Origin of the sequence: Shewanella sp. YQ_9 (assembly GCF_043103185.1) — a bacterium.
Classification (GTDB): Bacteria; Pseudomonadota; Gammaproteobacteria; order Enterobacterales; family Shewanellaceae; genus Shewanella; species Shewanella algae.
The window spans coordinates 14,998-28,316 of record NZ_JBICJO010000020.1 but is presented as its reverse complement, the minus strand read 5'-3'; the positions used below and the strand labels follow the sequence as shown (position 1 = coordinate 28,316).

Below are 13,319 nucleotides of genomic sequence, written 5' to 3'. Positions count from 1 at the left end.
TTGGTATTGGTTTAGTCGATTCCGCTGTCGCCACCGCCTTGACCTGAACCACCGGCAGCCTTATTGGCCCCTTCGTTATAGTTGCTCAGGTTGTAGTTGCTATCGGCTGTATTGCTGGCATCGTCGGCAGCTGTCTTGGCATTGGATATTTGTCCAGAGGAGTCTTGCCCCGAAACTTCACTTGAAAGTCCGGCGACTTGGTTGCGTATTGTTTTTCCAAAAAAACTGTATACGCCAATTGCAGTAATCGCGATCAGAGCCACTATGATGATATATTCCGTCATCCCTTGGCCCATCTGTTTATTAGATGCCATGAGTTAATCCTTTAACGAATGAGAAGGGGAATCACCAGACGTATTCCCCATTTTATAGGTAAGAGAGGTATTAATTACCGCCTGAACCACCAGAAGAACCACCCTCCGCAGCCTTATTTGCAGCAGCGTTATAGTTACCCAAGTTATAATCACCGTTGGCAACAGTAGAGGTTGTCCCCGCAGCAGTTTTGGCAGCACCAATCTGAGCTGACGAATCAACACCAGACATCTCTGTTGCCAGACCAGCCACTTGATTTCGAATGGTTTTACCGAAGAAGCTGTATACGCCAATGGCGGAGACAGCAATAAGCGCTACTATAATGATATATTCGGTCATACCTTGACCGCGAATTTTACCCTTGTACATTATCACTCCTTGATGCATTTGCTTGAGACAAAATTGTCGCGTAATTTTCCCGTTACATATTAGTCATAACAATTACCCAAAAGTGTATATTTGTATCGTCGTACGGTAACTGGTTATACCCTTATTTTTATATGGGAATTGTTTAATGATTAATCAGGAGTGAGCAACTTAAAGTATATATATGACAGTAATAAGACAGGCTGATTAACTTGATAACTCAACTGATGCTGATACTAAGTTAATGCCTAATGGATGATGAAACGATTAATGTATTGTGGCTCTTAGGTTTGGTATTGAACATATAATTCTCGGAAAAGAAAACGGCTCCTTAATGGAGCCGTTTTTATCATCAACTGTCGTTAGCAGGCCTTAGGGCCAGCGGCCTTGATGGCATCAGACACCTGATACTTGGCGAAGTTGCTTTGGAAGGATTCTGCCAGCTGCTTGGCGTACTTGGCATATTCTTCCTTATCGGTCCAAGTGTTGACCGGATTCAGCAACGTGCTGTCGACGCCGGGGACGGCAACCGGGATATCCAGGTTCAACTGCTCGATATGTTCGGTCGGCACTTCTTTGAGTTCACCGCTGACGATGGCATCAACAATGGCGCGGGTGACCGGAATGTCGAAACGCTTACCCACGCCGTAAGGGCCACCGGTCCAGCCTGTGTTCACCAGGTAAACCTGGCTGCCGAAGGCTTGGATACGCTTCATCAGCAGTTCGGCGTATACCCCGGCAGGGCGAGGGAAGAAGGGGGCACCGAAACAGGTGGAGAAGGTTGACTGAATCGCGGCGGTTGAGCCCACTTCGGTGGAACCCACCTTGGCGGTATAACCTGAGAGGAAGTGATAGGCCGCCTGCTCCTTGCTGAGTTTGGCTACCGGGGGCAGGACGCCGGAAACGTCACAGGTGAGGAACACCACGGCGTGCGGCTCGTTGCCACGGTTGTCTTCCTTGCGCTGGGCGATGTGCTCCAGTGGGTAAGCGGCACGGGTGTTTTCGGTCAGGCTGGCATCCTTGTAGTCGGGCACGCGCTGCGCGTCCAGTACCACGTTTTCCAGCACAGTACCAAAGCGAATGGCATCCCAGATCACCGGCTCATTCTTCTGGCTGAGATCGATACACTTGGCATAACAGCCACCTTCAATATTGAAGACGCCGCCTTCGGCCCAGCCGTGCTCGTCATCACCGATAAGGAAGCGCTTGGGATCGGCAGACAGTGTGGTCTTGCCTGTGCCTGAGAGGCCGAAGAAGAGGGTAGTGTCACCATCTTTACCGACGTTGGCCGAGCAGTGCATCGGCAGTACGTCTCTAGCCGGCAGCAGGAAGTTCTGTACCGAGAACATGGATTTTTTCATTTCACCGGCATAGCGCATACCGGCCAGCAGTACCTTACGCTCGGCGAAGTTGATGATGACTGTGCCGTCTGAGTTGGTGCCATCGCGCTCGGGTGAGCAGACAAAGCCTGGGGCATTGATAATCTGCCACTCGGGTTTCTGGCTCTGGTTATAGTGCTCTGGCACGATAAACAGGTTACGGGCAAACAATTGGTGCCAAGCGTATTCAGTCGTGACTCTGATAGGCAGGTAGTGATCGGCGTCGGCGCCGACTTCCAGCTCAGAGACAAATACTTGCTTGTCGGCCATATAGGCCTCGACCCTTTCCCATAGGGCAGCAAATTTTTGCGGTTCAAACGCTTGGTTGACCGCGCCCCACTCGATATCGGCCTCGGTACCCGGCTCCTTGACAATAAAACGGTCGGCGGGTGAACGGCCGGTGCGCTCGCCGGTCTGGGCCACCAGGGCGCCGTTGGCTGTCAGAGTGCCTTCGCCGCGCAGAATAGCCTGCTCGACCAGTTGGGCACTGCTGAGATTGAGTTGGATGCGGTTTGCTTCTGCCGCCATAAGTAAGGTCTCCATCTATTGTGAGGTCTGGTATGGTCCCGGTCTGCTGCCGGGTTGGCGCGATTGTAACTTAAGCGCTGGCTGAAGTGTGAGCAAGATCTGGAAAATGGTGAAAAAAAGAGGGCGATCACTCGCCCTCTTGAAAAACGACAGATTTATCGCCCCATTATTGGGGAGTATCCGGTGCCTGAGCGTTGGCAAAGATGGCTTCGATATCGATAGCGTCGAAGCGATAGTGGCTGTTGCAGTATTCACAGCCCATCTCCACCAGGCCTTTTTCCTGGATAATGGCGTCTATCTCTTCTTTTGCCAGGGTGCGGATGGCTGCAGCGCTGCGCTCTCGGGAGCAGGTACACTTGAAGCTGACGCTCACCGGATCGAACAGCCGCACCTGCTCCTGATGGTAGAGGCGATGCAAGACTTCGGTGGCCGGCAGGCTGAACAGTTCTTCGGCCTTAATAGTCGCAGTCAGCTGAGTCAGGTGTTCAAACTCGGTATTTTCACTCTGCTCACTCGGCAATACTTGCAGCAGCATACCGGCGGCATGTTCGCCATCGGCAAATAACCAGATGCCAGTGGGCAATTGCTCAGATTGGGCAAAGTAGCTCTCCAGACATTCGGCGATGCTGGGCTTATCCAGAGCCACTACGCCCTGATAACGCTCACCTTCTGTCGGGGTAAGGGTGATAACCATATAGCCTTGACCAAAGAGCTGTTCCAGTGGCGTATCGGCGGCAATCTCGCCCTGCCAACGGGCAACGCCCCTCAATTCCTGACGGTTGTTACCATTGATCACTGCCAGTGACACGGGGCCGCCCTGACCCTGGAGTTGCACACTGATATCTCCTTCAAATTTCAGGGTGGCTGTCAGCAACGAGGTGGCGGCCAGCAATTCACCCAGCAGTACCTTAAGGCGCTCCGGGTAATCGTGGGTGTTAACTATCTGGCGGTAGCTATCACTGAGCTGGGCCAGTTCACCCCTTACATCGGCGTTATCAAACAGATAGCGATGGAGAGTATCTTGGTTCATTGGGTTTCTCACAGTTAATTCAGGTCTCGCGGAAGCGGATGATTTGCCGCCGCTGTTTCTTGTCCGGCTTGGTATCGGGCGCCGGATTATGCAGTATGTTGAGCCTTCTGGCTTCAGCATTACTTTCCCGCTTTTGTATGCTCTGCGGTGTTTCTTCGTACAGGCTCTGGGCGATAGCTGCCCCCTGACGGACACCGGAAACTTTTTTTATGACGATCTCTTTTTCGTCATATCCCTGGCGTAACCTAATGCGCGCACCGACTTCTGCCAGTTTGCTGGATTTGGTCCTTTGGCCGTTGTAATGTACTTTACCGCCGTTGATCATCTCTTTGGCCAGGGCGCGGGTCTTGTAAAAACGCGCTGCCCAGAGCCATTTATCGAGCCGGATCGCCTCGGCGTTGTCATTGCTATTGGCCATGGATACTCCTGTCATAAATGAAAAAGGGGATGAGCTCACAACTCGGGGATAAATCCCTTGTCCAAGCCGTCGATACGGGGTTAAACAGTGGAGCGCTTCACACCCTTTCCAGGCGCGCAAAGGTAGCATAATCGTACAATTTTCGCCAATCTACTCCCTGTTATGGTCTTGTTGCAAACAAGAGTGTGGGTTAGCATGGCGAAGGGTTCAGTCACTATCATAATCAGAACAGAGACCTGATTAGAGGGTCCGGAAAATATGGATTTATTGGATAAGATTATCGCCAAGACGGGCAGCATACCGCAAAAACCCGCCAGCTCTGCCGTGTTTTGGCTACTGATGCTGTTGGTTCTGTATTTGATGGCACAGATCAGCTGGAAGCTGATCCCAACAGGTAAACCGACAGCCAACTGGACACCAACCCCGGTTTCTGGCACCCAATCCCAGAATGTCGATATCGGCACTATCAACGGCTTGGCACTATTCGGCAAGAAAGATGCCAGCAGCACCAAGCCCAAGTCTGAGCCTGCCGCCGAAATGATCACAGATGCCCCAAAAACTTCACTGTCGATTTTGTTGACCGGGGTGGTGGCATCCAGTGCCGAGCAGAAAGGCCTGGCTATTATTGAGTCTCAAGGCAGTCAGGAAACCTACAGCCTGGGCGACAAGATCAAGGGTACCTCGGCATCGCTGAAAGAGGTGTATGCCGACCGCATCATTATTACCAATGCCGGCCGTTACGAGACTCTGATGCTCGACGGTCTGCAATATACCACTCAGTCACAAGCCAACGCCCAACTGCAACAGGCCCGCAGTGGTGGTGATGTGACCAAGGTTGACCGCCGTGATGCCGATATTGGCCGCGAGTTGGTGGCCTCCCGCGATGAGTTGCTGGCCGATCCCAGCAAGATTACCGATTACCTGGCGATCTCTCCGGTACAAAAGGATGGTGAAGTACAAGGGTACAGACTCAACCCGGGTAAAGATGCCGGATTATTCAAGGATGCCGGGTTCCAGCCCAATGACCTGGCAAAATCCATCAATGGTTATGATTTAACTGATATGAGCCAGGCGCTGGAGGTGATGGGCCAGCTGCCGGATCTGACCGAGGTCTCTGTGATGGTAGAGCGCGAAGGTCAGTTGGTTGAAATCATGTTCAGTTTGCCGCAATAAAGCAGGTTTAGGGGAAAGTACAATAATGAACAACAAACGGATTCGAACCAAGCTTATCGCTGGTCTGGTAGCCACAGCGGCCTTGCTGACCCAACAAAGCGCTTGGTCTGAGCAATATGCGGCGAACTTTAAAGGCACTGATATTCAGGAGTTTATCAACATAGTTGGTAAGAACCTCAATAAGACCATCATTGTCGATCCTACTATTCGCGGCAAAATCAATGTCCGCAGCTATGACATGCTCAACGATGAGCAATATTACCAGTTCTTCCTCAACGTGTTGCAGGTCTACGGTTATGCCGTGGTCGAGCTGGAAAACAATGTCATCAAGGTAATTAAAGACAAAGACGCCAAGACCTCTTCCATTCGGGTTGCCGATGACAATACCCCGGGACTTGGCGATGAGATGGTGACCCGCATTGTGGCGCTGTACAACACAGAAGCCAAACAGTTGGCGCCTTTGCTGCGTCAGCTCAATGACAACGCCGGTGGCGGCAACGTGGTCAACTATGATCCTTCCAACGTTTTGATGATCACCGGCCGCGCCAATGTGGTCAACAAGCTGGTGGAGATTGTACGCCGGGTGGACAAACAGGGTGACACCGAAGTGCAGGTGGTGCCTTTGGAATACGCCTCTGCCGGTGAAATGGTACGTATTATAGATACCCTCTATCGCGCTAGTGCCAACCAGGCACAACTGCCGGGCCAGGCGCCCAAAGTGGTGGCCGACGAGCGTATCAACGCCGTGGTGGTCAGTGGCGATGAACGCAGCCGTCAGCGGGTGGTGGAGCTTATTCATCGTCTCGACGCCGAGCAGGCCAGCACGGGTAACACCAAGGTGCGTTATCTACGTTATGCCAAGGCCGAAGACCTGGTGGAAGTCCTGACCGGCTTTGCCCAAAAACTGGAAGGTAAAGACGGTGCCGCACCAGCCCCCGGCAGCGCCGGTGGCAAACGCCGCAACGAAATCAATATCATGGCCCATGAAGACACCAATGCTTTGGTGATCAGCGCCGAGCCGGATCAGATGCGCACCCTGGAGAGTGTGATCAACCAGTTGGATATCCGCCGAGCCCAGGTGCTGGTGGAAGCCATCATAGTCGAGGTAGCTGAAGGGGATGACGTGGGCTTCGGCATTCAGTGGGCCACCGAGGCAGGTGGCGGTACTCAGTTCAATAACCTTGGCCCCACCATAGGTGAAATTGGCGCGGGTATCTGGGCGGCGCAGGATCAGAAGGCTTCCCAGACCTGTACCGGTTCGGGTGACAACCTGACCTGTACCCAAAACCCTGACACCAAGGGTGATATCACCCTGTTGGCTCAGGCGCTCGGTAAGGTGAACGGTATGGCCTGGGGCGTGACCATGGGCGACTTTGGCGCCCTGGTGCAGGCTGTGTCCAGCGATACCAACTCCAACGTGTTGGCGACGCCTTCTATTACCACCCTGGATAACCAGGAAGCCTCCTTCATTGTTGGTGACGAAGTGCCTATCCTCACAGGTGCGCAAAACTCGACCAATGGCAACAGTAACCCGTTCCAAACCGTTGAACGTAAGGAAGTCGGGGTCAAGCTCAAGGTGGTGCCACAGATCAACGAAGGCAACGCGGTCAAGCTCACCATTGAGCAGGAAGTGTCCGGTATCAACGGCAAGACCAATGTGGACGTGACCTTTGCCACCCGTCGTCTGACCACTACTGTGATGGCCGACTCGGGCCAAATCGTGGTGCTGGGTGGACTGATCAATGAAGAGGTGCAGGAGAGCGTACAGAAAGTGCCTTTCCTGGGTGATATTCCAATTCTGGGACACTTGTTCAAATCGTCCAGCAGCGGCAAGAAGAAAAAGAACCTGATGGTGTTTATCAAGCCGACCATTATCCGTGACGGTGTCACCATGGAAGGCATTGCCGGCCGTAAGTATAACTACTTCCGTGCCTTGCAGCTGGAGCAACAGAAGCGCGGCATTAACCTGATGCCAAACACCAATGTGCCTATGTTGGAAGAATGGAGCCAGGAAGAGTATCTGCCACCCGAGGTCAATGAGATCCTCGAGCGCTATAAGCAAGGTAAGGGGCTGGATACCAAGATGCGCAAGACGGACTCCACCCTGAAGACATTGGATGAGAACAAACAGGGCGAAGCCGATGAGTGAAGTCCAGCCGCCAACAGAAGAGCTGGCTCAGGTTTCCAGTGAGCTGGCGCTGGTCGCCGAGGCCGAGAGTGACGAGCTGTTTCATTCAAACAGCCGTGAGCGGCTGCCGTTTGCCTTTGCCCACAGATACAACCTGGTGCTCAGCAAAGACCCGGAGGAACGGCTGACTCTGTATTACACCCAGGCAACACCTTTGTCTGTGCTGTTTGAGGTGCGTCGTTATGCCGGTCAGGAGTTACCGCTGCACAAGCTGGAAGCCAATGAGTTTGAGCGCTACCTGACCCAGGCCTATCAGAGTAACTCTTCCGAGGCGCAGCAGCTGATGGAAGACATAGGCAATGAGATGGATCTCTTTACCCTGGCAGAAGAGATGCCGCAGACCGAAGATCTGCTGGAAGGGGAAGATGATGCACCTATCATCAAGCTGATCAACGCCTTATTGTCTGAAGCCATCAAAGAAGAGGCTTCGGATATTCATATTGAAACCTACGAGAAGCAGCTTGTGGTGCGTTTCCGGGTCGATGGTGTGCTCAAGGAAGTGCTCAAGCCGAACCGTAAGCTTTCCTCACTCCTGGTATCGCGGATCAAGGTAATGGCCCGTTTGGATATCGCCGAGAAGCGGGTGCCGCAGGACGGCCGGATCTCGCTGCGTATCGGTGGTCGCGCCGTGGATGTGCGGGTATCGACCATGCCATCGAGCCACGGCGAGCGGGTCGTGCTGCGTCTGTTGGACAAGAACGCCGGTAATCTGGATTTGGCACAGCTGGGGATGAAAGACAGCATCCGCCGCCAGTTTGATGAGCTGATCCGTAAACCCCACGGCATTATTCTGGTTACCGGCCCTACGGGTTCGGGCAAGAGTACTACCCTCTATGCCGGTCTAACCGAAATCAATCACAACGACATCAACATACTCACAGTTGAAGACCCGATAGAGTACGAACTGGAAGGCATAGGCCAAACCCAGGTCAACACCAAGGTGGACATGACTTTCGCCCGCGGCTTGCGGGCCATTCTGCGTCAGGATCCTGATGTGGTGATGATAGGGGAAATCCGTGATCTGGAAACAGCCCAGATTGCGGTGCAGGCCTCACTCACAGGCCACCTGGTGATCTCTACCTTGCACACCAACACGGCTTCTGGTGCCATTACCCGTTTGCAGGACATGGGCGTTGAGCCTTTCCTGGTGTCTTCCAGTCTGCTGGGGGTGCTGGCCCAGCGCCTGGTGCGGACTCTATGCAACGAATGTAAGGAAGCCCACGCCCCGGATGCCCGCGAACGTGAACTCCTGGGCATAGGCGATGAGGAAGCGGTGATCTATCGCGCCAAGGGTTGCAAGAGCTGTGGCCATAACGGCTATCGTGGCCGTACCGGGATCCATGAACTACTGCTGGTGGACGACAACGTCCGCGAACTCATTCACGGCGGCCGTGGCGAACTGGCGATTGAAAAATATATTCGTCAGCACAGCCCCAGCATTCGCCATGACGGCATGGTCAAGGTGCTGGCGGGGATCACTACCCTGGAAGAAGTGCTGCGCGTGACCCGCGAGGAGTAATTCATGGCGGCATTCGAGTACAAGGCGCTCAATCAAGCCGGTAAGCAGGTCAAAGGGGTTATCGAAGCCGATACCGCCAGACAGGCCCGCAGTCAGCTGCGTGAACAGAAGCTGATGCCGTTGGATATCGCTCCGGTTACCGAAAAGGAAGCCAAGGCCAGTAGTGGCAGTTGGTTGAACCGGCGCAAGAAGATCTCCGTGGCCGAACTGGCACTGATCACCCGCCAGATAGCGACCCTGGTCGCTGCCGGTTTGCCGGTGGAAGAGGCCCTCAAGGCCGTGGGCCAACAGTGCGAAAAAGACCGTCTCGCCTCCATGGTGATGGCGGTGCGCTCGCGGGTGGTGGAAGGCTACTCGCTGGCCGACTCCATGGCTGAGTTTCCCCATGTATTTGATGATCTCTACCGCGCCATGGTGGCCTCGGGCGAAAAGTCCGGCCATCTGGAAATCGTACTCAATCGCCTGGCGGACTACACGGAGCGGCGCCAGCAACTCAAGACCAAGCTGACCCAGGCGATGATCTATCCCATAGTGCTGACCACAGTGGCTATCGGTGTTATCGCCGTGCTGCTGGCGGCCGTGGTGCCCAAGGTGGTTGGCCAATTTGAACACATGGGCCAGGAGTTACCCGGTACCACTCAGTTTTTGATCGCCGCCTCTGACTTTGTTCAGCATTACGGCTTGTTCGTCCTGGGCGCCATAGTATTGCTGGCACTGCTGTTTCAGAAGATGCTCACCAAGCCCGCCTTCAAACTCAAGTATCACAAGCTGTTGCTGCGTTTGCCTGTGGTGGGCAAGGTCAGCAAGGGGCTGAATACTTCACGCTTTGCCCGAACCTTGAGTATCCTCAGTGCCAGCTCAGTGCCGCTGCTTGATGGCATGCGGATTGCCAGTGAGGTCTTGCTGAATGTGCGGGTGCGTCAGGCGGTGGAAGAGGCCACGGCCAGAGTGCGTGAGGGAACCAGTCTGGGGGCGGCACTGACTAATACCAAGCTGTTCCCGCCCATGATGTTGTATATGATAGCCTCGGGCGAGAAGAGTGGTGAGCTGGAGCAGATGCTCGAGCGCGCCGCAGATAACCAGGACAGGGAGTTCGAGTCCAACGTCAATATCGCCTTGGGGGTGTTTGAACCCCTGTTGGTGGTGAGTATGGCCGGGATAGTGTTGTTTATTGTTCTGGCGATTTTGCAACCGATATTGGCGCTCAACAATATGATTAGTGGCTGAGTCTCATTTCACCGCAGCCATTTGAGGTTTTTTAGGAGGAAGTAAGTTAATGCAAAGCAACAACAGACAGAAAGGTTTTACCCTGCTGGAAGTGATGGTGGTGATAGTGATCCTGGGGATCCTGGCCTCCATGGTGGTGCCCAATCTGATGGGTAACAAGGACAAGGCCGACCAGCAAAAGGCGGTGTCTGACATAGTCGCGCTGGAAAACCAGCTGGATATGTACAAGCTGGACAACAGCGTGTACCCCACAACCGAACAGGGGCTGGAAGCTCTGGTCGAGAAGCCCAATATTTCTCCTGAGCCACGCAACTATCGTGACGGTGGTTACGTTAAGCGCTTGCCTATGGATCCCTGGGGCAACCCTTACCTGCTGATGAGCCCGGGTGAACACGGCAAGATCGACGTCTTCAGCTCAGGCCCTGACGGCCAACCCGGCACAGAAGACGACATAGGCAACTGGAATCTGCAAGACTTCCAATAAAATGCAAATCAGGCACTCACGGGGTTTTACCCTGCTGGAAGTGATGTTGGTGGTGCTGCTGATGGGGCTGGCAGCTACGGCTGTGACCATGACCATGGGTAATAGTGGCCCCAAGCAGCAGTTAACTCGTGAGGCGCAGAGGTTTATGGCGGCCACCGAGACAGTGCTGGATGAAACTGTGCTCAGTGGTCAGTTTATCGGCATAGTGGTGGACAAGGACAAGTACCACTTCGTGCTGTTTAAAGAGAACAAATGGCAACCGCTGGAACAGGACCGACTGCTGGCCGAAAAGCAGTTGCCGGAAGGCATCTCGTTGTCGGTCGAGCTCGAAGGCCTGCCTTTGGTGCAGGAAGATGAAGAGCAGGACTCCTGGTTCGACGAGCCCTTTATTGAGGAATCGGACGCGGACAAAAAGAAGTTTCCCGAGCCGCAGATCATGCTGTTGCCAAGTGGCGAAATGACCGCTTTCGAGCTGAGCTTTATCGCCCGCGATAGCCAAGGCGAAACCGTAGAGGTACTGGTCAGCGGTGATAGCCTGGGTCGCCTCAAACTGGGGAGGTTCGATGATTTTGAATAAACCTGCCCGGCAAAAGGGGATGACGCTGCTGGAAGTCATCGTCGCCTTGGCTGTGTTTGCCATTGCGGCCGTGGCAATTACCAAAAGCATAGGCGATCAGATTGCCAATATGCCGATACTGGAAGAACGCACCCTGGCGCAGTGGGTAGCAGATAACCAGATGGTAGATGCCAGGTTGGAAAAGGGTTTTCCGGCCCTTGGGCGTAAAGATGGTCGCAGCGAACTGGCCGGCCAAACCTGGTATTGGCGCAAAGAAGTGGTCAAGACCACAGATGATAATTTTCGGATGATCCGTATCAGTGTCAGTGATGATGACAGATTCGGGCGGATCATCGCTCAGGTGAATTCATATGTACTCAAGCAGGAATAGCGGTTTTACCCTGCTGGAGATGCTGATCGCCATAGCGATCTTCGCCATGCTGGGCCTGGCGGCTAACGCCGTATTGCAAACTGTGCTGAAAAATGACGAGGTCACCCGCGACTTTTCAAAACAGCTCAAGTACCTGCAGCAGGGCTTTGGGGTGTTGGAGCGGGATCTGGGGCAGATGGTTGCCCGTACTCCCAGGCTGTTGGAAGGCGGCCGCGGCAGCACAGTGTTTCAGACCGGGACAGATATTCTGGACTCTGAGTCCGAGGCGCTGGTGTTTTTTCGCCTGGGGTGGCTCAATCCGGGTGGCTTGCTGCCAAGAGGCAGTCTGCAGTCTGTGGCCTATGTAGTGCAGGAGGGGCGGCTCGAGCGTTGGTACTACCCTTACCCCGAGCCGGAGTTTGGTGCCGAACCGATTAAAACCGTATTGATGGATAAGGTGTTATCAGTCAAATACGCGTTTTTTGTCGAGGATAAGTGGCAACGCAAGGTTGAGGCCAGCAAGTTGCCCAAGGCGATCGCCATAGAGATAGAGACAGAGGACAGAGGTATTATCACCCGCAAATTCCTGTTGCCTGTTGGGGCACCTGCGGCCGACAAACAGGACGACAATGGTGGCGACACCAACAAGGGTGACAACAACGGCAATCAGAACGACGACAAGCAGGACTCCGACGGCCAGGACGGCAATAACTCAGGCCAAGGCAAGGAGGAGTTCTGATGGGAGGCAAGCAAAGAGGCGTCGCCCTGATAGTGGTATTGCTGATAGTGGCGATTGTGGCCGTGCTGGCTACCAGTATTACCGGGCGCAACCAGTTGTCGGTGCGCAGAACCTTGAATCTGGCGCAGTATGACCAGGCTTACTGGTACGCTATTTCGGCCGAAGAATTGGCGCGTAAGGTATTGAAGCAGGATTTGGATGACTCGGAAGGTCGGGTGCATCTGCAGCAATACTGGGCCATGGCGGATGTGGTTTTTCCGGCGGAGAACGGCGAGATTGGTGGCACCATTTCCGACCTTCGCAGCTGCTTTAACCTCAATGCCTTGAGTGTCAGCAGCAAAGAGGCGGCAGATGGTCAGCCGCAAAAGATGCCGCTGGCCGTCAGACAGTTCAAGGGATTGTTGGAATCCTTGGGGATGGATGAGTTCGGCGCCGAGCGTCTGACCCATACCTTGAAAGATTATCTGGACGAGGACTCGATAGCCTCGCCCTTCGGTGCCGAAGATGCCGAGTATGAAGCAAGGGTGGTCCCTTATCGGGCGGCCAATACCTTAATGAGTCACAGCAGTGAGTTACGGGCCGTTTTTGGCTTTAACCAAGAGACTTATCGCATTTTAAGGCCCTATGTTTGCGCCATACCGGGAAATGACCGACAGTTGCTGAACGTCAACACCATCAAGGTCGAGCAGGCAGCACTGCTGGCGGGAATGCTGGAAAATCAAATCTCGGTAGGCGAGGCCGAAAGTATTATTAACCAGCGCCCTGCGGGGGGCTTCGACAAGATAGAAGATTTCTGGGCGCTGGGATCGCTGACCACTATTGCCAGTAAGAATGATCAGCTCAAGTCCAGTTTCGTGGTCGACAGTAAGTTTTTCAAACTGGAGGCCAAGGCCAGGGTGGATGATGCCCTGTTCCGATTGGAGAGCATGCTGCACATAGTGGGTGGTAATCAGCTCGAAGTGTTGACCCGGCAATATGGCGGACAAGAATAACAGGACAAGCCCCTAAGCCACCAAGGCCAGGGATTGTG

14 protein-coding genes are annotated in these 13,319 nt (G+C 53.9%); 9 read left to right on the top strand and 5 right to left on the bottom strand.

The features are described from left to right. Nucleotides 1-11: 11 nt before the first annotated feature. From ACF8D4_RS05695 to hslR, 5 genes are all read right to left on the bottom strand, one after another. Nucleotides 12-314, bottom strand: coding sequence for a Flp family type IVb pilin (locus ACF8D4_RS05695; RefSeq protein ID WP_025010639.1), 303 nt, complete (start codon nucleotides 312-314; stop codon nucleotides 12-14). Nucleotides 315-384: 70 nt separating this feature from the next. Next, nucleotides 385-681, bottom strand: coding sequence for a Flp family type IVb pilin (locus tag ACF8D4_RS05690; protein WP_144167962.1), 297 nt, complete (start codon nucleotides 679-681; stop codon nucleotides 385-387). A 359-nt stretch (nucleotides 682-1,040) separates the two neighbouring features. After that, the gene (locus ACF8D4_RS05685; RefSeq protein ID WP_392468515.1) at nucleotides 1,041-2,585 is read right to left on the bottom strand and encodes a phosphoenolpyruvate carboxykinase; all 1,545 of its coding nucleotides are present in this window, start codon (nucleotides 2,583-2,585) and stop codon (nucleotides 1,041-1,043) included. 166 nt (nucleotides 2,586-2,751) lie between these two features. Next, entirely contained in the window at nucleotides 2,752-3,615 is an 864-nt protein-coding gene (gene hslO / locus ACF8D4_RS05680) for an Hsp33 family molecular chaperone HslO (RefSeq protein ID WP_025010642.1), read from the bottom strand. A 19-nt stretch (nucleotides 3,616-3,634) separates the two neighbouring features. Beyond that, a complete protein-coding gene (gene hslR, locus ACF8D4_RS05675; RefSeq protein ID WP_045283928.1) occupies nucleotides 3,635-4,033 on the bottom strand; it encodes a ribosome-associated heat shock protein Hsp15 in 399 nt (132 codons plus the stop codon). A 258-nt stretch (nucleotides 4,034-4,291) separates the two neighbouring features. On the opposite strand from hslR, the gene gspC reads away from it, so the two are divergent. From gspC to gspK, 9 genes are read left to right on the top strand one after another with little or no spacing between them, the layout of a single operon-like run. Further along, entirely contained in the window at nucleotides 4,292-5,206 is a 915-nt protein-coding gene (gspC, locus tag ACF8D4_RS05670; protein ID WP_025010644.1) for a type II secretion system protein GspC, read from the top strand. 25 nt (nucleotides 5,207-5,231) lie between these two features. Next, nucleotides 5,232-7,355, top strand: a complete 2,124-nt coding sequence (gspD, locus tag ACF8D4_RS05665) for a type II secretion system secretin GspD (RefSeq protein WP_025010645.1) — start codon at nucleotides 5,232-5,234, stop codon at nucleotides 7,353-7,355. Further along, nucleotides 7,348-8,913 carry a type II secretion system ATPase GspE gene (gene gspE, locus ACF8D4_RS05660; RefSeq protein ID WP_044733376.1) on the top strand — a complete coding sequence of 522 codons (1,566 nt, stop codon included), beginning with the start codon at nucleotides 7,348-7,350 and terminating at the stop codon, nucleotides 8,911-8,913. The genes gspD and gspE overlap by 8 nt, the downstream gene beginning before the upstream one ends. 3 nt (nucleotides 8,914-8,916) lie before the next feature. Next, nucleotides 8,917-10,140, top strand: a complete 1,224-nt coding sequence (gspF, locus tag ACF8D4_RS05655) for a type II secretion system inner membrane protein GspF (protein WP_025010646.1) — start codon at nucleotides 8,917-8,919, stop codon at nucleotides 10,138-10,140. Nucleotides 10,141-10,189: 49 nt separating this feature from the next. Beyond that, nucleotides 10,190-10,624, top strand: a complete 435-nt coding sequence (gene gspG, locus ACF8D4_RS05650) for a type II secretion system major pseudopilin GspG (RefSeq protein WP_025010647.1) — start codon at nucleotides 10,190-10,192, stop codon at nucleotides 10,622-10,624. A 1-nt stretch (nucleotide 10,625) separates the two neighbouring features. Then, nucleotides 10,626-11,201, top strand: a complete 576-nt coding sequence (gene gspH, locus ACF8D4_RS05645) for a type II secretion system minor pseudopilin GspH (protein ID WP_025010648.1) — start codon at nucleotides 10,626-10,628, stop codon at nucleotides 11,199-11,201. Continuing rightward, complete coding sequence (gene gspI, locus ACF8D4_RS05640) at nucleotides 11,188-11,571, top strand: type II secretion system minor pseudopilin GspI (RefSeq protein WP_037467875.1); 384 nt, start codon at nucleotides 11,188-11,190, stop codon at nucleotides 11,569-11,571. Before gspH ends, gspI begins: the two co-directional genes overlap by 14 nt. Further along, a complete protein-coding gene (gspJ, locus tag ACF8D4_RS05635; protein ID WP_025889490.1) occupies nucleotides 11,552-12,289 on the top strand; it encodes a type II secretion system minor pseudopilin GspJ in 738 nt (245 codons plus the stop codon). Before gspI ends, gspJ begins: the two co-directional genes overlap by 20 nt. Next, nucleotides 12,289-13,281, top strand: a complete 993-nt coding sequence (gene gspK / locus ACF8D4_RS05630) for a type II secretion system minor pseudopilin GspK (protein ID WP_071238911.1) — start codon at nucleotides 12,289-12,291, stop codon at nucleotides 13,279-13,281. The genes gspJ and gspK overlap by 1 nt, the downstream gene beginning before the upstream one ends. Nucleotides 13,282-13,319: the final 38 nt, after the last annotated feature.

What these genes read in the sequence shown, in the direction of transcription:
- ACF8D4_RS05695 (WP_025010639.1), bottom strand. Translation starts at nt 314, where the DNA reads ATGGCATCTAATAAACAGATGGGCCAAGGGATGACGGAATATATCATC.
- ACF8D4_RS05690 (WP_144167962.1), bottom strand. Translation starts at nt 681, where the DNA reads ATGTACAAGGGTAAAATTCGCGGTCAAGGTATGACCGAATATATCATT.
- ACF8D4_RS05685 (WP_392468515.1), bottom strand. Translation starts at nt 2,585, where the DNA reads ATGGCGGCAGAAGCAAACCGCATCCAACTCAATCTCAGCAGTGCCCAA.
- hslO (WP_025010642.1), bottom strand. Translation starts at nt 3,615, where the DNA reads ATGAACCAAGATACTCTCCATCGCTATCTGTTTGATAACGCCGATGTA.
- hslR (WP_045283928.1), bottom strand. Translation starts at nt 4,033, where the DNA reads ATGGCCAATAGCAATGACAACGCCGAGGCGATCCGGCTCGATAAATGG.
- gspC (WP_025010644.1), top strand. Translation starts at nt 4,292, where the DNA reads ATGGATTTATTGGATAAGATTATCGCCAAGACGGGCAGCATACCGCAA.
- gspD (WP_025010645.1), top strand. Translation starts at nt 5,232, where the DNA reads ATGAACAACAAACGGATTCGAACCAAGCTTATCGCTGGTCTGGTAGCC.
- gspE (WP_044733376.1), top strand. Translation starts at nt 7,348, where the DNA reads ATGAGTGAAGTCCAGCCGCCAACAGAAGAGCTGGCTCAGGTTTCCAGT.
- gspF (WP_025010646.1), top strand. Translation starts at nt 8,917, where the DNA reads ATGGCGGCATTCGAGTACAAGGCGCTCAATCAAGCCGGTAAGCAGGTC.
- gspG (WP_025010647.1), top strand. Translation starts at nt 10,190, where the DNA reads ATGCAAAGCAACAACAGACAGAAAGGTTTTACCCTGCTGGAAGTGATG.
- gspH (WP_025010648.1), top strand. Translation starts at nt 10,626, where the DNA reads ATGCAAATCAGGCACTCACGGGGTTTTACCCTGCTGGAAGTGATGTTG.
- gspI (WP_037467875.1), top strand. Translation starts at nt 11,188, where the DNA reads ATGATTTTGAATAAACCTGCCCGGCAAAAGGGGATGACGCTGCTGGAA.
- gspJ (WP_025889490.1), top strand. Translation starts at nt 11,552, where the DNA reads ATGTACTCAAGCAGGAATAGCGGTTTTACCCTGCTGGAGATGCTGATC.
- gspK (WP_071238911.1), top strand. Translation starts at nt 12,289, where the DNA reads ATGGGAGGCAAGCAAAGAGGCGTCGCCCTGATAGTGGTATTGCTGATA.